Genomic DNA, 22,073 nt, shown 5'->3' with positions numbered 1-22,073 from the left:
TTTTTTAATCAAACCATTTTGGTAACCAATGAAACTCTTTATCCTCTTCTTCATGCTCTTTTTTCTTCTTTTTTGCTGCGTGATCGACGTGGTCGGTACAATATGTTTTTGGCTGTGTTCCCGTTAAATAATAAGCTTTATATTGAACAGGGCATGATTTCGAGGCTAATTTTCCGTTTTGAGGATTAATGTTCACACTTATTAATCCGTTTGGTGCTTTAAACTTTTCTTTTTTCTTCCCTTTTAAAGCATCTTCCATGAATAATGCCCACATCTTTTTGGCGTATCCTTTTTCAGCTACATCATCCATGGTTCTCCCTTGATCATAGCCAACCCAAACCCCTGAAACGAGCTGAGGAGAGTAGCCAATCATCCAGCTGTCCGTTGAGGTTGTACCGGATTTTCCTGCATAAGGACGAGACACATATTTAGAAATAGGCTTCCCTGTGACGCTTGTATAGCCATTTAGCTTTTGATTAAACATGCCTGTCATTAAATGGGTAGTAAGAAAAGCATAGCGTTTATCAATGACTTGTTTCCGTTCGGAAGGAGCTTGATAAACAACTTCTCCGTCATGGGTTTCAATTCGTTTAATAAATGTTGGACGAATTTCTTTTCCGCCATTAGCAAAGATGCCGTATGCATTAACCATATCAATGACTTTGACAGGTGAAGTTCCAAGAGCTAAAGATGGAACTTTCTTTAAAGGTGATGATATTCCAAGTGTTTTAGCGGTTTCAATCAAGCGGTTTTCCCCAATGAACAAATGCGTTTTTACTGCATAAATATTGTCTGAAAGCGCAATGGCTTGAGCCATTGTAATAGGAGCGTCTGCATAATAATTGTGATAATTACTAGGCGTGTATGTTGAAACTCCATCTTCTAATTTGAACGTCGTTTCTTCACTTTTCATTGGAGTGGATTCAGTAAAACCGTCTTTTAATGCCGCATAGTATAAAAATGGCTTCATCGTTGAGCCAGGCTGCCTTATTGCTTGAGTAGCGCGATTAAACGGGCTCTTTTCATAATCTCTTCCACCAATAAGAGCTTTCACCTGTCCGTTTTTAGGATTCATGGCGACAAAGGCACTTTGTACGTCTGAAGAGCTGCTGATAACATCCTTCATTTTTTCTTCTGCCGTTCGCTGCATCTTTTCATCCAGAGTTGTATAAACGCGAAGTCCATTGGTATAAATCATCGTTTCATCGATTCCTAAATCTTGCTTTAATTCTGCTAGCGCTGCATCCATAAAGTAAGAAGCGTCTTCTTTGTTAGGATCTTTTTCAGCAGGCTTTGAAAATGCTAGAGGAGTTACAAGTGCTTTTGTTGCTTGCTTGGCTGTAATAATTCCATCCTCTTTCATGAGAGATAAAATGATATTTTGTCGTTTTTTTGCATTTTCCTGATGAATAAGAGGAGAGTAGTAGCTAGGGCCTTTTGGAATACCGGCTAACATACTCGCTTCACTTAACGTCAAATTTTTGGCGTGCTTATCAAAATACAGCCTCGCTGCCGCTTCAATTCCGTAAGCTCCATGGCCGTAGTAGATCGTATTCATGTAGCCTTCTAGGATTTGGTCTTTGCTATAATTCATTTCTAACCGGATTGTGTACAGAGCTTCTTGAAGCTTTCGAGCCCACGTTTTGTCGTGCTCTAGAAACAAGTTGCGTGCATATTGCTGAGTAATGGTACTCGCACCTTGTACTTTGCCCATAGCTTTTATATCAGCTACAATTGCTCCAGCGATTCGATGCATATCAAAGCCGTGATGCTCATAAAAGCGCTTATCTTCAACGGCTAAAGTCGCATCTTTGACGTAAGGTGAAATTTGATTAAGTGAGACCCAGTAGCGCTTTTGTCCATTGTGAACTTCATCAAGAACTTTACCGTTTGCTGAGTAGAAAACAGCTGTTTGAGAAACGTTTAGCGGAGGGGGGCCAGCGATTTTGGCGTAGAGAAAGATACTTATGTAGGCAAACAACAATAAAGCCCCCGCTAATATACCAAGGACGAGAAGAATTCGGAAGACGCGTCTTGCCTTTTTTAAATGTTCGGTTAATACCGTTTCCATTTCCATTCACCACCAATATGTGTCACTATGCACCGTGCATGTTGTTTTCAAAACAACAAAATTCTATTAAAAGAGCGGTGCAAGTAGATTCTAAAGCTTGTATCTATCATCAGTATGAAATAGAAAAGGTGGTTTTAAACCTCCATTGTTAAAAATTTTACTTGCTTTTTTGCTGAATTCATCTATACTTTTTTCATGTTTGTATAAATTATGTTAGGGTAATCTATGCATAGGTTAATTCTCAAAATAGAAGGGAAGAGTTTGAAATGGAATTATGGTTCACAGAAAAGCAAACAAAGAACTTTGGTATTACAGCTAAAATTAATCGCACTTTACATACAGAGCAAACGGAGTTTCAAAAATTAGATATGGTTGAAACAGAAGAGTTTGGTAACATGCTCCTGCTTGACGGTATGGTTATGACAACAGAAAAAGATGAGTTTGTTTATCATGAAATGGTTGCACATGTACCGTTATTTACGCATCCAAATCCAGAAAATGTACTAGTTGTAGGTGGAGGAGACGGAGGCGTAATCCGTGAAATCTTAAAACACCCAAGCGTAAAAAAAGCGACGTTAGTTGATATCGATGGAAAAGTTATTGAGTACTCAAAAAAATTCTTACCTTCAATTGCGGGCAAACTAGAAGATCCTCGTGTCGATGTACAAGTAGACGACGGATTTATGCACATCGCTAAAAGTGAGAACGAATACGATGTCATTTTAGTAGATTCAACAGAGCCAGTAGGTCCAGCTGTAAATTTATTTACAAAAGGGTTCTATGCAGGTATCTCAAAAGCACTTAAAGAAGATGGTATCTTTGTTGCCCAATCGGACAACCCTTGGTTCACGCCAGAGCTTATCTCAAATGTTCAGCGTGATGTAAGAGAAATCTTCCCGATTACACGCCTATACGTAGCAAATATTCCAACATACCCAAGCGGTTTATGGACATTTACAATGGGCTCAAAGAAACATGATCCATTAGAAGTAAGCGAAGATCGTTTCTTCGATATTGATACAAAGTATTACACAAAAGAATTGCACAAAGCGGCATTTGCTTTACCTAAATTTGTGCAAGACCTTATTAAATAAGTTATCACGTACAAGTGAGATGCCAGAGGTTTAAGGCTGGCATCTTTTCTATGAGTAATGAAGGAGGAACAAAATATGCGTTTTGATGAAGCTTATTCAGGTAATGTATTTATCGGCAGTCACCCTGTTTTTGAAGAAAGTGAAGCGGTTCTTTACGGAATGCCAATGGACTGGACAGTTAGCTATCGTCCAGGTTCACGATTTGGCCCTACTCGTATTCGTGAAGTATCAATTGGATTAGAAGAATACAGCCCGTATTTAGATCGAGAGCTAGAGGAAGTAAAATATTTTGATGCAGGAGATATTCCACTTCCATTTGGGAATCCTCAGCGCAGCTTAAATATGATTGAAGAGTATATTGATCAGCTTTTAGCAGCGGACAAGTTCCCGTTAGGTATGGGCGGAGAGCATTTGGTTTCTTGGCCTGTTATGAAAGCTATGTATAAAAAGTATCCGGATTTGGCAATTATCCATATGGATGCTCACACAGACCTTCGTGAAGAGTATGAAGGAGAACCACTTTCTCACTCCACTCCAATTCGTAAAGTTGCAGAACTAATCGGACCGGAGAATGTTTATTCATTTGGTATTCGTTCAGGAATGAAAGAAGAATTTCAATGGGCGAAAGAAAACGGCATGCATATTTCAAAGTTCGAAGTTCTAGAGCCGTTAAAAGAGATTTTACCAACTCTTGCAGGTCGTCCTGTTTATGTAACAATTGATATCGATGTATTAGATCCAGCGCACGCTCCTGGTACAGGAACAGTAGATGCAGGCGGTATCACATCAAAAGAGCTTTTAGCTTCTATTCACGCAATTGCTAAATCAGATCTTCGCATTGTCGGAGGAGATTTAGTAGAAGTAGCTCCAATTTATGATCCGTCTGAACAAACAGCTAATACAGCAAGCAAGCTTATTCGCGAAATGATCTTAGGCTGGGTGCAAAAGAAATAAATAAAGTAAAAGGCGGCCGCTGTGGCCGCCTTTTTTGTTTGAAATATGTGAATGCGTCACGTACCGTAAAAAGATGAATTCTCGGCGTATCTAGCATATTTCCTTTGAAGTATTATTGAATTCTTTCTTTAGAATGTTTATACTATTTAAGTTATAACGTATTCATTTTAATAAGGAAGTGTCTTTTGTGAGTAACGCTTCAGAAGTCAAGAAACCCATTGAAGTTAAAATTGTGACAGATATCCGTGATGGTCACCGAAAAGAGACAACATCGGTAAATGCAAAAGGTATGTATTATGAAAAAGGATCGAAAATTTATCTTACATACACAGAGCGCCAAGAGGAAATCGGAGATATTAGAACAATGGTAAAAATTAGCGAAGATGAAGTATCAATTAACCGAACCGGTGCTGTTCAAATGAAGCAATCGTTTCGTAAAAAGGTACAAATCGAAGGAACTTATATAAGCCCTTATGGACGTATGGATTTACTAACATTCGCTCATAACATTGAATATAAACAAATGACTCAAAAGGGTCGATTATTTTTAACGTATGATCTGGAAGTACAGGGTCAGCCTACCGGGAAATATGCGTTAACCATTACATTCAAGGAGGAGAAAAAATGAACGTCGTCGAACAAGTGCAGCAAAAATTAAAAGCTGAAATTCAAGATGCTGTGGTCAAAGCAGGACTTGCTGAAAAAGCAGAACTTCCAGAAGTTCTATTAGAAACCCCAAAAGATAAAACACATGGTGATTATTCTACCAATATGGCTATGCAGCTAGCTCGTATTGCCAAAAAAGCACCGCGTGCTATCGCTGAAGAGCTTGTAGCAAACTTCGATAAATCAAAAGCATCTATCGAGAAAATTGACATTGCAGGCCCTGGATTCATCAACTTTTATATGAATAACTCTTATTTAACAGAGCTTATCCCAACGATTGTAAAAGCTGGTGAAGCGTACGGTCAAACAAACGTAGGGAACGGACAAAAAGTACAGGTTGAGTTTGTTTCAGCTAATCCGACAGGGGATTTACATTTAGGACATGCCCGCGGTGCTGCAGTTGGAGACTCATTATGTAATGTTCTTGAAAAAGCAGGTTACGATGTGTCACGTGAATACTATATCAATGATGCTGGTAACCAAATTAATAACCTGGCTTATTCAGTAGAAGCACGCTACATGCAGGCTCTTGGTTTAGAGAAAGAAATGCCTGCAGACGGCTATCATGGAGCTGACATTATAAACATCGGAAAAGAGCTAGCAAAAGAGCACGGAGACAAGTATGTAAACGTATCTGAAGAAGAGCGTTTTGAATTCTTCCGTCAATACGGATTAGATTATGAGTTAGCTAAATTAAAGCGTGATCTTGAACAGTTCCGTGTGAAATTTGACGTATGGTATTCTGAAACGTCTCTTTATAAAAATGATAAAATCCCAGTTGCACTTGAAACGTTGAAAAAACAAGGCCATGTATATGAAGAAGAAGGTGCTACGTGGTTCCGTTCTACGACATTTGGTGATGATAAAGACCGTGTGTTAATTAAAAATGACGGTTCATTTACGTACTTAACGCCAGATATTGCGTATCACCAAGACAAAATTCAACGCGGATTTGACAAGCTAATTAACATTTGGGGAGCCGACCACCATGGATATATTCCTCGTATGAAAGCGGCGATTCAAGCGCTTGGTTATGAAAAAGATACGCTTGAAGTAGAAATTATTCAAATGGTTCAACTGTATCAAAACGGCGAAAAAATGAAGATGAGCAAACGTACAGGCAAAGCTGTAACAATGCGTGATCTAGTAGAAGAGGTAGGCCTTGATGCAACTCGCTACTTCTTTGCGATGAGAAGTGCGGATACACATTTAGACTTTGATTTAGATTTAGCTGTTTCTCAATCTAATGAAAATCCTGTATACTATGCACAATATGCTCATGCCCGTATTTGCAGTATTCTTCGTCAAGGTGAAGAGATGGGGATTCAATCAACATCTGGCGCTGACCTTTCATTAATTAGTGCAGAAAAAGAAATGGAACTGCTGAAGAAAATCGGAGAGTTCCCTCAGGCCGTAGCGGAAGCAGCAACAAAACGTATTCCGCACCGCATTACGAATTATGTGTTTGATCTCGCTTCTACGTTCCATAGCTTCTATAATGCAGAAAAAGTATTAGACAGCGATAATGTAGAAACAAGTAAAGCGCGTATTGAACTAGTGAAAGCTGTTCAAGTAACGCTTCAAAACTCCTTAAAACTAATTGGTGTTTCAGCACCTGAAAAAATGTAACAAAAAAAGAGCCTCTTGGCTCTTTTTTATTTAAAAAACAAGTGTGGCACCTTCCGTACGCTTTACTCCTCTCATTGATGCTAAATCTTCCACTAATTTTAGCAGCGCTTTATCTTTTAACTTTGCTTCAATCATTACGTCAAAATCTTGTCCGATATCTTTAGCCATTTGCAAAAAAGGTGCGATAAAATCAGTTGAGACATAATCAGAGTGACTTCTAAATTCTTTTTCAGATTTAGGAGAAGAGATATGTACTTTTGGTTTTAACCCGATATGTTTCCACGTGTCAAAGATACGAGGGAGCAATAGCTCAAGAGGTTCCTCTCCTTCATTTGCTTTGTGGTGGTGATAATCAAAGAGGAGAGGGACTTTCTCTTTTTCGCATACAGCTAATGTTTCTTCAGTTGTATATGTTTTATCATCATTTTCAAGAGTCATGCGCTTTTTAATGACAGGTGGCAGCGTTTGAATGTTTTCATGAAATCGACCGATCGCCTTTTCTTTATTGCCATAGGCTCCTCCTACATGAATATTAATAAGAGCTTGACCTGATACTCCCATCGCTTCAATCATTCTATAGTGATAATCCATATCTTTTACCGCATTTTCAGTAATGTGTTTTTTATCGCTTGTAAATAATGTGAACTGATTGGGGTGAAAACTCACGCGCAGCTGGTGATTCCGTATCAATTCTCCTATCTCTGACCAGTCGTCTTGGAACGCATCAATGTAATTCCAGTCTACTTCAGGATGAGTAGCTAAAGGGACAAGAGAAGATGACAATCGATACAGCATAATTTCATGCGCAATATTAAAATGCAAAGCACGCTTAGTATGATTCAAATTTTGTTTTGTAACGTGATGAAGCTTATCCAGCCTCTCGTCTTTTTTCATTTTTGCCCATCTAGTAAAGGTGAGGGTTTTAGCAGGTGAGCAGTCCCAAAGCGACAGGGCATGTGAGACATAGCCAAATCTAATTTTCATTATAAATCTTCCTCTTTTCGTTCATTAAAGTAACGGAGAAATAAAGGTTGCAAATCCTTGCTTGAGTTTTTCACTCCATTTTCGGTTTTTCACATCTTCTAAAGACAAAACCGGGCATTCCCCCATACAAGCTTTAAAGCTATTCTTTACCTCTTCAATATATGTGGCATCATAGATTAAACAGTTGATTTCAGCATTTAAGAACAAGCTTCTTTTATCAAAATTAGCCGTTCCTACATCGCAGATAACATTGTCTGCAATTAATACTTTTGCATGGTAAAAACCGTAATAATATTGATAAATCATACAACCTGCTTGAAGTAATGTGGGAAGATAGGCAAACGCAGCATGATGAACAAGCGGTTGATCTGCACGCATTGGAATTAAAATATGAACTTGCACTCCTCGTGCACGAGCTTGCAGTAAAGCATTCATCAAAGGTTCACTTGGAATAAAATAAGGAGTACCTATGTACAATTCCCTATTGGCTTGGTTGATAATCGATAAAAAGCTTTCTTCAAGTGAAAAACCTTCAGTCGACTTTAGCTGAATGACATAGTCTCCTTCAGAGGTTGGCGGAAAGTATCTTTCCACTTTACGCAGGTCTAAGCCGGTAGCAGCATACCAGTCGCTCAACAGCTGCATTTGAAGATCTTGTATGCCTTGACCTTCCATACGCAGGTGGTAATCTTTCCATACCCCAAGCTTAGCGTCGAGTCCTAAATATTCTCTTCCGATATTAAAACCGCCAATGTAGCCAACTTTCCCATCAATAACGGCTATTTTACGGTGATTGCGTGCGTTGAGTGTATAAAACAAATAAGGCCACCGAGGCGTTCGACTGTAAGCAAAATGAACACCTTGCTTCTTTAAGAATGCAATTTTGTTTTTCTTGATTTTATAGCTTCCCACACGGTCTACCAATAATCTGACTTCAATATTTTGCTGTGCTTTTTGGACTAGTAAATCTAAAAATTCTTGGCTAATTTCATCATTTTGTACGATGTAAAACGATAAATGGATAAATGAAGAGGCATTTTCTATTTCGTGAAATAAATCTTTATACAAGACATTCCCGTCTGCGAACAAAAAAAGAGAAGCACGGCGCTTTGGAAATGTATTTTCAGCCTGAGAAAATATTTTCTTTCCAACGCCAAGGTCAATTGCAAGCCAAGCAATAAAAATAATAAAAAGTAAAATCACAACCATGCCGCTCATCATGTCACCTCTTTTCCCGATGTAAATACATTTTATGTTGTTCTTAGTGTCACCTTGTTTAAATAGAATATGAACAAAAGAACGAAAAGATATTGACTGAATGCTCATTCATTATATACAATGAAAACAGATATATTATCAGAAAATTTAGTCGTCAGGAGGAAAGAAAGGTAACAAACTATTCAAGGAGGGGACGAGATGACAGGGTTGCTGTGGGTGAATTTTCTCTTTTTTATTATTGTAACCGCTTACGCTATTTCTTTGTTTGTATATTTAATTCGCACACGCATTGAGTATATTCAATTAGGGAAAAAAGTTGAATTTGATCAGCGGTTAAAAGAAAGGCTGCAAAAAATTTGGGTGAACGTGTTTGGACAAAAGAAACTGTTAAAAGATAAAAAAAGTGGAATTATGCACGTCATGTTTTTTTATGGGTTTATTTTAGTTCAGTTCGGCGCGTTAGACTTCATTATAAAAGGTTTGCTTCCAGGTAAACATTTGCCGCTTGGACCTTTATATCCCGGCTTTACATTTTTTCAAGAAATTGTGACGTTTTTGATTTTAGTAGCAGTTGTCTGGGCTTTTCACCGTCGCTATGTAGAAAAGCTTGTGCGTTTAAAAAGAGGGTTTAAATCTGGTTTAGTACTGATTTTTATTGGAGCACTTATGCTGTCAGTGCTTGTTGGAAACGGTATGTCAATCATCTGGCATAATCATGAACCCTCATGGACAGAACCGATTGCGTCATCGATTGCCATCTTGTTTAAGGGAATCAATGATATTGCCGCTATCTCCATTTTTTATGTTTCATGGTGGATTCACTTAGCCGTGTTATTGACGTTTTTAGTATATGTTCCTCAATCAAAACATGCTCATTTACTGGCTGGACCGGCTAATGTATTTTTTAACCGTGTTTCTAAGCCAGGTAAGCTTGAAAAGATTGATTTTGAAGACGAGACGCAGGAGACGTTTGGAGTTGGAAAGATTGAAGAATTTACACAGCATCAGCTTATTGATTTATATGCCTGTGTGGAATGCGGTCGATGTACGAATATGTGTCCGGCAACGGGTACAGGGAAAATTTTATCTCCAATGGATTTAATTTTAAAGATGCGCGATCACTTAACGGAAAAAGGAGCGGTTGTGACATCTAAGGCTCCTTGGGTTCCTACGTATGCATTCTCCAAAACAAAAGGAAACCAGCTGGCGACGATGGCGGCCAGCCAAGGCGGAGCAGAGGCTGCAGCAACAGCGGAATATAATCCCGCTTTAATTGGAGATGTCATTACGGAAGAAGAAATTTGGGCATGTACAACGTGCCGAAACTGTGAAGATCAATGTCCCGTAATGAACGAGCATGTAGATAAGATCATCGATTTACGACGTTTTTTAGTATTAACCGAAGGAAAGATGGACGCGGATGCTCAGCGTGCCATGACTAATATTGAGCGTCAAGGAAACCCTTGGGGATTAAACCGAAAAGAGCGTGAAGAATGGCGACATGTAAGAGAAGATGTTCACATTCCGACTGTTAAAGAAGTAAGTAAAGCGGGTGAAACGTTTGAGTATTTGTTCTGGGTAGGTTCGATGGGATCTTATGATAACCGCAGTCAAAAAATCGCTCTATCGTTTGCAAAGCTTCTCAATGAAGCGGGTGTTTCATTTGCGATTTTAGGAAATAAAGAAAAAAATTCTGGTGATACGCCGCGCAGGTTGGGCAATGAATTTTTATTCCAAGAGTTAGCTTCTAAAAATATCGCTGAATTTGAAAAAAACGAAATCAAAAAAATTGTTACGATTGATCCCCATGCTTACAATATCTTCAAAAATGAATATCCAGATTTCGGTTTTGAAGGAGAAGTGTATCATCACACAGAATTATTAGCTATGTTGGTGAAAGAAGGTAAGCTGACACCAAAACATGCGGTTAATGAAAAAATTACCTTCCATGATTCCTGTTATTTAGGAAGATATAACGAAGTATACAGTCCACCAAGAGAAATTTTGAAAGCGATTCCAGGTATTAGCTTGATTGAAATGGATCGCAACCGTGAAAATGGTATGTGCTGTGGAGCAGGAGGAGGGTTAATGTGGACGGAAGAAACGACCGGCCAGCGCATTAATGTAGCGCGCACGGAACAAGCCTTAGCCGTTAACCCAAGCATTATCAGTTCAGGTTGCCCATACTGCTTAACGATGCTAAGTGACGGAACAAAAGCAAAAGAAGTAGAAGAAAAGGTTCATACGTATGACGTAGCAGAACTGCTTGAAAAGTCAATTTATGGTGACGTGCAAGAACAGGTTTCATAAAGGAGAAGTAGAGATGGTATTCATCTCTACTTTTTACAGAAAGGAAATTGAGCAAGCGTTCAATCAGCAAGGACAAAGATTAGGAAAAAGAGGAGGAAACAATAGTGGGGAAAACAGTTATTGTGAGTGCAGTTCGAACACCTTTTGGAAAATTAGGTGGCAGTGTAAGTGGACTAAAAGCGGCAGAACTAGGCGGGAAAGCGATTCAAGCAGCATCAAAGGGACGTACAGAAATTGATTCCGTTATTATGGGGTGCGTGCTGCAAGGGGGCCAAGGACAGCTGCCTTCTAGGCAAGCCATGCATTATGCAGGTTTACCGTGGCAAGTAGAGACGGAAACCATTAATAAAGTTTGTGCATCGGGCATGCGCAGCATTACAACTGCTGATCAGCTGATTCGATTAGGAGAAGCAAAAACAATCATTGCAGGTGGAATGGAATCGATGAGTAACGCACCGTATCTTCTTCCAAAAGCAAGGTGGGGATTCCGTATGGGAGATAGTGTTGTGACGGATTTGATGGTTCATGACGGTTTGACATGCAGCTTTACAGGGGTTCAAATGGGTACGTATGGAAATGAAATAGCTTCTGAAATGAATATTTCCCGAGAAAAGCAGGATGAATGGGCCCTTCGCAGTCATCAATTGGCGGTAGAGTCAGAAGAGAAAGGGAGATGGAATGCAGAAAGAATTTCAGTTGATATTCCGTCTAAAAAAGGAACGATAACGGTTCAAAAAGATGAAGGACCAAGAAAAGATACGTCGTTAGAAAAACTCTCGTCTCTTCGGCCTGTATTTGGTCACAGCGGAACCATTACAGCAGGAAATGCACCTAGCGTGAATGACGGAGCAGCTGCGCTCATGCTAATGGATGAAGATGTGGCAAAAGCAAATGGCTATGAGCCGTTGGCTACGATTGTAAACCATACTTCTCTTGCGATGGAGCCAAGGGAATTTCCGAAAACGCCTGGGTTTGCTATTAACAAGCTACTGCAAAAAACAAATAAGACAGTAGACGATATTGCGCTTTTTGAAATCAATGAAGCTTTTTCAGCAGTAGCGTTGATGAGTATGGAGATTGCAGGGCTTCCGGCTGAAAAAGTAAATGTGAACGGCGGGGCAGTAGCACTTGGACATCCGATTGGAGCAAGCGGCGCTCGTATTGTTGTAACGCTCATTCATGAATTAAGACGACGAGGCGGCGGACGAGGCATTGCTTCTATTTGCAGCGGCGGCGGCCAAGGTGATGCCATCATGGTAGAAGTGTAAAAGGGGGATACCAACTTGAATATTGAAACAGTTATGGTTATTGGAGCAGGTCAGATGGGAGCAGGCATTGCGCAAGTATTTGCTGCGAGCGGATATCAAGTTTCTTTGTATGACGTTGATCAAAAAAATACACAAAAAGGAATAGAAGGTATTGATAAACGTCTGAAAAAACAGGTGGGAAAAGGTTCTCTCTCAGCTAAGGAATATGAAGAAATTATGGAGCGCCTTCACCTGGCAAATGAAATAACAGCAGCACAAAAAGCAGATTTAATCGTCGAAGCGGTTGTGGAAAAGATGGAAGTCAAACAAGCCATTTTTGCGGAGTTGGATTCGTTAGCCCCGAGTCATACTATTTTAGCAACCAACACGTCTTCGCTTCCTATTACTGAAATTGCAGCTGTGACCACTCGACCTGAAAAAGTAATTGGCATGCACTTTATGAATCCTGTTCCAGTTATGAAGCTCGTTGAAATTATTAGAGGACTGGCTACTACCGATGAAGTGTATCAAGCAGTTCATGAAACAACGAAAAAATTAAATAAAACCCCGGTGGAAGTTCATGACTTTCCAGGGTTTGTTTCAAATCGAATATTAATGCCAATGATTAACGAAGCTGTGTTTACGCTCTATGAAGGTGTAGCAAACGAAGAGGATATTGATCAAGTGATGAAACTAGGAATGAACCATCCAATGGGACCTTTGACATTAGCAGATTTCATCGGCCTCGATACATGTTTGTTTATTATGGAAACGCTTCATAAAGGGTTTGGTGATGACAAATATCGTCCTTGTCCATTGCTTAGGAAATATGTAAAGGCAGGGTGGCTTGGTCGAAAAACAGGAAAAGGATTTTTTACGTACGAAATATAAAGGAGTGGCGAAATGATCTTTTTTACGTCTGAACAACACATGATTAAAAAGATGGTAGCTGATTTTAGTGAAAAAGAAGTCGCTGCGGCTGTGCCAAACATGGAAAAGGGTGAATTTCCTCGAGGTTTATTAAAGCAGATGGCTGATCTTGGCCTGATGGGCATTCCCGTTCCTCAAGCATACGGAGGGGGCGGACTGGACTTTGTGTCGTACATGATTGCCATCCACGAAATATCAAAAGTAAGTCCAGCCCTCGGCGTCATTTTGTCTGTTCATACTTCTGTAGGTACGAATCCTATTGTCGTATTTGGAACGGAAGATCAAAAACAAAAGTATGTAAAAAAACTGGCGACAGGTGAATATTTAGGTGCTTTTTGTTTAACAGAACCTAGTGCAGGATCTGATGCTGCAAGCTTAAAAACAAAGGCAGAACGAAAAGGAGACCACTATCTTTTAAATGGATCAAAGCTTTTCATTACAAACGGCGGAGAAGCGGATACATATATTGTATTTGCTAAAACGAATCCCGAACGCGGGTCGAGAGGGATGAGCGCTTTTATCGTTGAAAAGACGATGGAGGGATTTTCAGTAGGAAAAGATGAACATAAGATGGGTCTTCACGGTTCTCGAACGGTTCAACTGCACTTTGAAAATATGCAGGTGCCTGTAGAAAATCGTCTCGGAGAAGAAGGTGAAGGATTTCGAATTGCTATGGCTAATTTAAATGCCGGAAGAATTGGTATTGCTGCTCAGGCGGTAGGAATTGCTGAAGGTGCGTTAACGGCAGCTAAAAACTATGCAAATGGACGATATCAATTCGGAAAATCGATTTTATCTCAGCAGGGAATTGCTTTTAAGCTTGCTGATATGGAAACCTCTGTTGAATCAGCGAAGCTTTTAATGTACCGAGCCGCTTTTTTATATGATCAAAAACTTCCTTGTAAAAAAGAAGCATCCATGGCGAAATTATTTGCTTCCCAGACGGCCATGAATGTAGCGACGGACGCAATTCAAGTTTTGGGGGGATACGGTTATATGAAAGATTATCCAGTAGAGAGGTATTTTCGTGACGCCAAAGTGTGCGAAATCTACGAAGGCACAAGCGAAATTCAACGTATCGTCATTAGCAGTCAATTATAGGGGGAATAATCATGTTTTTTAAACTTTCAGAAGAACACGAAATGATTCGAAAAATGGTGCGAGACTTTGCCAAAAACGAAGTGGCTCCGACAGCCGCCGAACGAGATGAAGAAGAGCGTTTTGACAGAGGGATTTTTACTCAAATGGCTGATCTGGGATTAACAGGCATTCCATGGCCGGAGCAATACGGAGGAATTGGCAGCGACTATCTAGCTTATTGCATTGCCGTTGAAGAACTGTCTAGAGTATGTGCGTCAACAGGCGTTACTTTGTCGGCTCATACTTCTCTTGCCGGCTGGCCAATTTATACATTCGGAACGGAAGAGCAGAAACAAAAATATTTGAAGCCTATGGCAACAGGAGAAAAAATAGGCGCTTATGGGTTAACCGAACCGAGTGCTGGTTCTGACGCGGGAGGAATGAGAACGCTCGCTGTAAAGGACGGAGAAGATTATATTTTAAATGGCTCTAAAATTTTTATTACAAACGGCGGAGAAGCGGATATTTACGTCGTATTTGCTCGCATCAACCCCAATGAAAAACGCACGAGCGCTTTTATTATTGAAAAAGACATGCCGGGATTTTCAGTTGGTAAAAAAGAAAAGAAGCTGGGCATTCGCTCTTCACCTACAACAGAAATTATTTTTGAAGACTGCCGCGTTCCAAAAGAAAATTTGCTGGGAAATGAAGGAGAAGGATTTAAAGTTGCGATGATGACACTAGATGGCGGCCGAAATGGTATTGCAGCACAGGCTGTAGGAATTGCTCAAGGGGCGTTAGATGCGGCCGTAGCTTATGCCAAGGAACGTCAGCAATTTGGTAAACCAATTATTTCTCAGCAAGGAATTGCTTTTAAGTTAGCCGACATGGCCACGAGTATAGAAGCTGCAAGACTGTTAACCTATCAAGCTGCTTGGCTGGAGTCACAAGGTTTGCCATACGGAAAAGAGTCAGCTATGTCAAAATTATACGCCGGTGATACAGCAATGAAAGTAACGACAGAAGCTGTTCAAGTATTTGGGGGATATGGTTATACAAAAGATTATCCGGTAGAGCGTTTTATGAGAGATGCAAAAATTACGCAAATTTATGAGGGCACACAAGAAATTCAGCGTCTCGTCATTTCTAGGTATCTTGCTAAATAAAACACTTGTTGTAGGAGAGGTGAAAAAATGAAAAAGAGAGAAGTTCTCACATCCATTAAAGATGAAAAGCTGATTGTAGAGCGTCGTAATCAAATGATTAAAGGGGCCGTCACGCTATTTAAGGAAAAAGGTTTTCACCGAACAACAACAAGAGAAATTGCCAAAGCCGCCGGGTTCAGTATCGGTACACTTTACGAGTATATTCAATCTAAAGAAGATGTTTTATATCTTGTATGTGACAATATTTACGATGAAGTGAGAGAACGATTAGAAGAGATGGTAGTGGATCGTTATACAATAGCTGAGCTTCAACAAGCGATTCAGCACTATTTCAAAGTTGTAGATGAGCTTCAAGATGAAGTATTAGTCATGTACCAAGAAGCCAAATCGCTGTCGAAAGATGCGCTTCCATACGTATTGAAAAAAGAGTTAGATATGGTTGAAATGTTTAAGGTTATTATCGAAGGCTGCGTAGAAAACAATCAATTTGCACTCACGGATAAAGAAATCTCGCTGTTTGCTCATCATTTATTTGTTCAAGGTCAGATGTGGGCATTTCGCAGGTGGTGGCTGCAAAAGCATTATTCACTAGAAGAATATACAAATATGCAGTTAGATTTTTTACTTAAAAATTTTTCATTTCAACAACTGTGTGAGGGGGAAACAGTTTGAATACAAGCAAAAGACCGCTTCGTTTTTTAACCGCTTCTAGCCTGTTTGACGGCCATGATGCGTCCATTAATATTATGAGGCGAATTCTTCAATCCAAGGGAGTAGAAGTCATTCACCTGGGACATAACCGATCTGTTGAAGAAATTGTTAACGCTTCCATACAGGAGGATGTTCAAGGAATTGCCATTTCTTCTTATCAAGGCGGCCATGTAGAATATTTTAAATATATGTACGATTTACTTCAAGAACAACAGGCTTCTCATATTAAAATTTACGGAGGAGGAGGAGGAGTAATTATTCCGAATGAGATCCAAGAGCTTCATGATTACGGTATTTCTAAGATCTTTTCTCCGGAAGATGGACGAAAAATGGGGTTAGATGGCATGATTCAATTCATGATTGATGATTGTTATTATACAAATCCCCCTGCACTGCCAAAGGATCGAACCTTAACGCCGACTAATGACCGTTTAATTGCCCAGCTTATTACATGCGCTGAAAATGAGGCCTATGAATATACAAAAGAGCATGCAGCTGCTCTTGAAGAAATCCGGGAAAGTGTAATCGAAAGCGAGACGGATCAAAAAATACCGGTCATTGGAATCACAGGAACAGGAGGGGCAGGGAAAAGCTCGCTTACGGATGAATTAGTAAGAAGGTTTATTGAACATATCCCAGATATTCATGTAGCTGTTTTATCTGTCGATCCAACTAAACAAAAAACTGGAGGAGCGCTTCTTGGTGATCGTATTCGCATGAACATCGCATCGTCTCCTCGTGTGTATATGAGAAGCTTGGCCACGCGTTCATCGGGACATGAGCTATCGGCGGCCATTCGAGATGGAATTGCTGTCGTGAAAAAAGCGGGTTTCGACATTATTATTGTCGAAACAAGCGGCATTGGGCAAGCTGATGCACAAGTTAAAGACATTGCAAACGTCTCTCTTTATGTAATGACGAGCGAATTTGGTGCGCCTTCGCAGCTAGAAAAGATTGAAATGATTGATTACGCAGATTTTATTGTAATCAACAAATTTGAAAAAAAAGGCTCCGAAGACGCAAAAAAACAAGTGCAGCGTCAATATCAACGCAATCATCAGCTGTTTGAAAATAATCTCTCTACAATGCCGATTTATGGAACTATTGCGAGCCAGTTCAACGACGGGGGAACAAATATTTTATTTGAAGACCTCATAAATCACCTGCATCAAACGTTCCGTACCTCTTGGCGCGTAGAAAAATCATCAGAAAGAGTAAGTGAAAAGAAATATACCATCATCCCTAATGATCAACAGCAATATTTGCAGGAGATTGTAAACAGCGTTCGCTCGTATCACAGTAATACGGAAGTTCAAGTGAAAACGGCGCGTAAATTTTATCAGTTAGAAGGCGCTCTGCAAGAAGTGGAAACAGAAGCAGCCAAGCAAGAGCTTACTCAGCTAAAGGAAAAATATCAAAAACAGTTAACGGCTGATTCGATTGAAAAGCTGAAAAACTGGCCTAAATTAAAAAGTCAGTATGGGCAAGAAGAACTTATTACAAAAATACGAGATAAAGAAATTAAAACCTCTCTGCAAGTTGATACGCTGTCAGGATTGCGCATTCCGCGCGTGGCTCTTCCAAAGGTTGAAGAATATGGAGAAGTTCTTCGTTTTCTTTATAAAGAAAACGTGCCAGGTGCATTTCCATACACAGCAGGTGTTTTTCCGTTCAAACGAAAAGGAGAAGATCCTAAACGTCAATTCGCAGGCGAAGGAACACCGGAACGAACAAATCGCCGCTTTCATTATTTGTCAAAGGATGATGAGGCTAAGCGTTTAAGTACAGCGTTTGACTCTGTAACGCTTTATGGAGAAAATCCTGATCCAAGGCCAGACATCTTCGGAAAGATTGGAGAAAGCGGGGTAAATGTCTGTACGCTTGATGATATGAAACTCTTATATAAAGGATTTGATCTTTGCCACCCTTCGACTTCTGTTTCGATGACGATTAATGGGCCGGCTCCAATATTACTAGCAATGTTTATGAATACAGCTATCAGCCAGCAGGTAGAAAAGAAAGAAGAAGAATTAAAGCGTCCTTTAACGGAACAGGAATACGAGGACGTAAAAGCGGGTACGTTGAAACAAGTGAGAGGAACCGTTCAAGCGGATATTTTAAAAGAAGATCAAGGCCAAAATACGTGTATTTTTTCCACAGAATTTGCATTAAAAATGATGGGAGATATTCAGCAGTACTTTATTGACGAGAAAGTGCGCAACTATTATTCTGTGTCTATTTCAGGCTATCATATTGCTGAAGCAGGAGCGAATCCAATTTCTCAGCTCGCGTTTACATTAGCCAACGGTTTTACGTACGTGGAATATTACTTGAGTCGAGGCATGCACATTGATGATTTTGCTCCTAATTTATCGTTTTTCTTTAGTAATGGACTTGACCCTGAATACACGGTTATTGGACGTGTAGCGAGAAGAATCTGGGCAATTGTGATGCGTGATAAATACGGAGCAAATGAACGCAGTCAAAAGCTTAAGTATCATATTCAAACATCCGGCCGATCGCTTCATGCACAGGAAATTAATTTTAATGATATACGTACGACGCTGCAAGCCTTAATGGCTCTTCATGACAACTGCAACTCCCTTCATACCAATGCGTATGATGAAGCAATTACAACACCGACGGAAGAATCTGTACGTAGAGCGATGGCCATTCAATTAATCATTACAAAAGAGCATGGATTAACTAAAAATGAAAACCCATTACAGGGCTCTTTTATTATTGATGAACTAACAGACTTGGTAGAAGAAGCGGTATTGGCTGAATTTCAACGCTTAAATGATCGAGGCGGTGTTTTGGGTGCGATGGAAATGCAGTATCAGCGAGGTAAGATTCAAGATGAATCGATGGAATATGAGATGCAAAAACATACGGGAGCTTTACCTATTATAGGAGTAAATACGTATATTAATCCAAATGAAGAGGAAAGTTCCTCAGTTGATGACATGCAGTTAGCCCGCGCATCAAAAGAAGAAAAAAATCATCAAATTAATCAGCTTCAGAAGTTTCAACAGCAGCATGAAGAAAAAAGAGAAGATGCGCTGAGAAGGTTAAAGAAAGCTGCAACAGAAGGAGAAAACATTTTCAAAGAGTTAATGGAGACCGTTAAAGTAGCCAGCTTAGGAGAAATTACGCGAGCTTTATATGAATGCGGTGGGCAATATCGACGAAATATGTAATAATGTATCGTTAGTATATAGTGATATATTAAAAGCCGAGATGACCAAAAAACGGTCACCTCGGCTTTTATAGACCTAACCCTAACGGAGTCAGAATAACCGATGGTGAATTCCTTTTGATCAAAGGATGCTGTTGGCGTATTAAGTAGAATGTATTATAGTGATAAAATGTCTATTTTTTCGTTGTTTTATGCGAAATTCTCGAGAATTTTAGAAACGAGGCTAGCATAAATGTATTGAATTTGTTTATAATGAATGGTATGTATTTATTCGTTTCCATCATTTACACATATGATGAATTGATTTAATAGATTTTCGATATACATAGCCATAGAAAGGATGTGCCAGATTTGAGTTTAGCACAGTACTCAAAAACGGATTTAAAAGAAATGTCGATGATTGAGATTGCTTATGCGCTTCTAGAAGAAAAAACAGATCGTCAAGCAATGTCATTCCAAGAAATTATTGCTGAAATTAAAGCAGCAGCTGAAATGTCAGATCAAGAATTAAAAACGAGATTAGCTCAGTTTTATACAGATATTAATATTGATGGTCGCTTTTTAACAGTAGGGGACAACCACTGGGGTCTTCGTGGATGGTATCCTTTTGACCAAGCTGAAGAAGAAGTTATTCCAGTTGCAAAACCTAAAAAGAAAAAAGCGAAAAAAGCTGTTGTTGAAGAAGTTGAAGATTTTGATGATTTAGAAGAAGATTTGGATTATGAAGATGTTGATGATCTAGATGAAGAAGAAGATTTTGAAGACATTGACGAGCTAGAAGAAGATGAAGATGATCTTGCAGAAGACGATTTTGACGATTTAGAAGATGATCTAGACGATGAGGAAGACGAAGAAGAAGATTATGAGGACGAAAAAGAAAAATAATCCTTCTTGACTTTTTCAAGCGAAGTAGGTAGAATCTTTTTTGGGCTCTTTAAACAAGCATTTAAAAAGTTTTTATTTAAAATAGACTATTGCTCCCAATCCAGTTTTGGTATTGGGAGCAATTTTTTTATTTTATCTATCAATATTTTACACCCCGATATGTTCTTATAAATCCTTGATAGAAACTTTCTTTTGGTTCTTGAACGTTTCACATTCATAAGGTTTCTTATAATTTCGCATGCACAATGAATGAATTGTGATTGTTTATGTGAAAACTTTTAATATTGTACAGTTCAAATTATTTAGAGGGGGAAGTATAGATGACAAAGTATATTTTCGTAACAGGCGGTGTTGTATCATCTCTAGGAAAAGGGATTACAGCAGCTTCTTTAGGCCGTTTATTAAAAAACCGTGGGTTGAACGTAACGATTCAAAAGTTTGATCCATACATTAACGTAGACCCAGGAACAATGAGTCCATACCAACACGGTGAGGTATTCGTAACGGATGACGGCGCGGAAACAGACTTAGACTTAGGTCACTATGAGCGTTTTATCGATATCAACTTAAATCGCTACAGCAACGTAACAACAGGTAAAGTATATTCAACAGTATTGAAAAAAGAGCGTCGCGGTGATTATTTAGGCGGAACAGTTCAGGTTATTCCGCACATCACAAATGAAATTAAAGAACGCGTTTTCCGTGCAGGTAAAGAAACAAATGCGGACGTTGTTATTACTGAAATCGGCGGAACGGTAGGAGATATTGAATCACTTCCTTTCCTAGAAGCTATTCGTCAAATCAAAAGTGATATTGGCCGTGACAATGTTATGTATATCCACTGTACACTTGTGCCATATTTAAAAGCTGCTGGTGAAATGAAAACAAAACCAACACAGCATAGTGTAAAAGAGTTACGTAGCTTAGGTATTCAGCCAAATGTTATCGTTGTTCGTACAGAAATGCCAATTTCTGAAGATATGAAAGACAAGCTAGCTTTATTCTGCGACATTGATCCAAAAGCGGTTATTGAGTGTGCAGACGCTGAAACATTATATGAAATTCCACTATCTTTACAGGAGCAGCACCTAGATCAAATCACATGCGATCACTTAAAATTAGATTGCAAAGAAGCAGAAATGACTGAGTGGAAAGCACTGGTTGAGAAAGTAAAAGGACTTTCAAATACAACAAAAATCGCATTGGTTGGTAAGTATGTAGAGCTTCAAGATGCTTATATTTCTGTAGTAGAAGCAATGAAACATGCTGGATATGCATTCGATGCAGATGTAAACATCAAGTGGGTAAATTCTGAATTTGTAACAAAAGAAAATGTTCAAGATTTACTTGGTGATGTAGATGGTATCTTAGTTCCAGGTGGATTTGGTGATCGTGGAATTGAAGGTAAAATTGTAGCAACACAATATGCACGTGAGCAAAAGGTTCCATTCTTAGGTATTTGCTTAGGTATGCAGCTGGCATCAGTTGAGTTTGCGCGTAATGTATTAGGTTTAGAAGGCGCACATTCTGCGGAAATTGCACCTGAAACAAATTATCCAATTATCGACTTATTACCAGAACAAAAAGACGTAGAGGACCTAGGCGGTACACTACGTTTAGGGCTGTACCCTTGTAAATTGTCTGAAGATACGCTTGCATATGAAGCATATCAAGATGAAGTGGTATATGAGCGTCATCGTCACCGTTATGAATTTAATAACGAATACCGTCAACAAATGGAAGAGAAAGGCTTTATCTTCTCTGGTACAAGCCCAGACGGCCGTTTAATTGAAATTGTAGAGCTAAAAGACCACCCATGGTTCTTGGCTTCACAATTCCACCCAGAGTTTACTTCTCGTCCAACAAGACCGCAACCATTGTTCAGAGAATTTATTCGCGCATCAATGGAGTCAAGCCAAAACAAATAAG

General features: G+C 39.4%; 16 protein-coding genes. 13 read left to right on the top strand and 3 right to left on the bottom strand.

All coding sequences use genetic code 11. From position 1 onward, the window contains the following. Positions 1-4: 4 nt before the first annotated feature. Positions 5-2,071 carry a transglycosylase domain-containing protein gene (locus tag LIS78_RS26300; protein ID WP_209150786.1) on the bottom strand — a complete coding sequence of 689 codons (2,067 nt, stop codon included), beginning with the start codon at positions 2,069-2,071 and terminating at the stop codon, positions 5-7. Positions 2,072-2,337: 266 nt separating this feature from the next. Between LIS78_RS26300 and speE the strand changes: the two genes are divergently transcribed. The 4 genes from speE (at position 2,338) to argS (ending at position 6,414) form a co-directional block, all read left to right on the top strand. Further along, the gene (gene speE, locus LIS78_RS26295) at positions 2,338-3,165 is read left to right on the top strand and encodes a spermidine synthase (RefSeq protein ID WP_013059843.1); all 828 of its coding nucleotides are present in this window, start codon (positions 2,338-2,340) and stop codon (positions 3,163-3,165) included. 75 nt (positions 3,166-3,240) lie between these two features. Beyond that, positions 3,241-4,119 (top strand): agmatinase, encoded by an 879-nt coding sequence (gene speB / locus LIS78_RS26290; protein ID WP_013059842.1) that lies wholly within the window; start codon positions 3,241-3,243, stop codon positions 4,117-4,119. A gap of 187 nt (positions 4,120-4,306) precedes the next feature. Then, positions 4,307-4,747, top strand: coding sequence for a YwiB family protein (locus LIS78_RS26285; protein WP_014457736.1), 441 nt, complete (start codon positions 4,307-4,309; stop codon positions 4,745-4,747). Further along, positions 4,744-6,414, top strand: coding sequence for an arginine--tRNA ligase (gene argS, locus LIS78_RS26280; protein ID WP_195781548.1), 1,671 nt, complete (start codon positions 4,744-4,746; stop codon positions 6,412-6,414). The genes LIS78_RS26285 and argS overlap by 4 nt, the downstream gene beginning before the upstream one ends. Before the next feature lie 30 nt (positions 6,415-6,444). On the opposite strand, the gene uvsE is transcribed toward argS, so the two are convergent. Continuing rightward, positions 6,445-7,398, bottom strand: coding sequence for a UV DNA damage repair endonuclease UvsE (gene uvsE, locus LIS78_RS26275; RefSeq protein WP_057275272.1), 954 nt, complete (start codon positions 7,396-7,398; stop codon positions 6,445-6,447). A gap of 24 nt (positions 7,399-7,422) precedes the next feature. Next, complete coding sequence (gene cls, locus LIS78_RS26270; protein WP_195781549.1) at positions 7,423-8,616, bottom strand: cardiolipin synthase; 1,194 nt, start codon at positions 8,614-8,616, stop codon at positions 7,423-7,425. A 198-nt stretch (positions 8,617-8,814) separates the two neighbouring features. Here cls and LIS78_RS26265 point away from each other — a divergent pair, with 198 nt between their 5' ends. The 9 genes from LIS78_RS26265 (at position 8,815) to pyrG (ending at position 22,072) form a co-directional block, all read left to right on the top strand. After that, positions 8,815-10,926, top strand: coding sequence for a (Fe-S)-binding protein (locus LIS78_RS26265; protein WP_252284507.1), 2,112 nt, complete (start codon positions 8,815-8,817; stop codon positions 10,924-10,926). A gap of 104 nt (positions 10,927-11,030) precedes the next feature. Then, on the top strand, positions 11,031-12,194 hold the full coding sequence (locus LIS78_RS26260; RefSeq protein ID WP_195781551.1) for an acetyl-CoA C-acetyltransferase: 1,164 nt from the start codon (positions 11,031-11,033) through the stop codon (positions 12,192-12,194). A 15-nt stretch (positions 12,195-12,209) separates the two neighbouring features. After that, complete coding sequence (locus LIS78_RS26255; RefSeq protein ID WP_195781552.1) at positions 12,210-13,064, top strand: 3-hydroxybutyryl-CoA dehydrogenase; 855 nt, start codon at positions 12,210-12,212, stop codon at positions 13,062-13,064. Positions 13,065-13,076: 12 nt separating this feature from the next. Next, positions 13,077-14,204, top strand: coding sequence for an acyl-CoA dehydrogenase (locus LIS78_RS26250; protein WP_252284506.1), 1,128 nt, complete (start codon positions 13,077-13,079; stop codon positions 14,202-14,204). Between the two features lie 11 nt (positions 14,205-14,215). Next, on the top strand, positions 14,216-15,349 hold the full coding sequence (locus LIS78_RS26245) for an acyl-CoA dehydrogenase (protein ID WP_252284505.1): 1,134 nt from the start codon (positions 14,216-14,218) through the stop codon (positions 15,347-15,349). Between the two features lie 27 nt (positions 15,350-15,376). After that, positions 15,377-16,021, top strand: coding sequence for a TetR/AcrR family transcriptional regulator (locus LIS78_RS26240; RefSeq protein WP_014457745.1), 645 nt, complete (start codon positions 15,377-15,379; stop codon positions 16,019-16,021). Further along, the gene (icmF, locus tag LIS78_RS26235) at positions 16,018-19,260 is read left to right on the top strand and encodes a fused isobutyryl-CoA mutase/GTPase IcmF (protein WP_209150782.1); all 3,243 of its coding nucleotides are present in this window, start codon (positions 16,018-16,020) and stop codon (positions 19,258-19,260) included. The genes LIS78_RS26240 and icmF overlap by 4 nt, the downstream gene beginning before the upstream one ends. Before the next feature lie 350 nt (positions 19,261-19,610). Continuing rightward, on the top strand, positions 19,611-20,144 hold the full coding sequence (rpoE, locus tag LIS78_RS26230) for a DNA-directed RNA polymerase subunit delta (RefSeq protein WP_195781555.1): 534 nt from the start codon (positions 19,611-19,613) through the stop codon (positions 20,142-20,144). 320 nt (positions 20,145-20,464) lie between these two features. After that, complete coding sequence (gene pyrG, locus LIS78_RS26225; RefSeq protein ID WP_013059829.1) at positions 20,465-22,072, top strand: CTP synthase; 1,608 nt, start codon at positions 20,465-20,467, stop codon at positions 22,070-22,072. Position 22,073: the final 1 nt, after the last annotated feature.

This window comes from Priestia megaterium (assembly GCF_023824195.1).
Taxonomy (GTDB): domain Bacteria; phylum Bacillota; class Bacilli; order Bacillales; family Bacillaceae_H; genus Priestia; species Priestia megaterium_D.
This window is presented reverse-complemented; position numbering and strand designations above follow the sequence as displayed.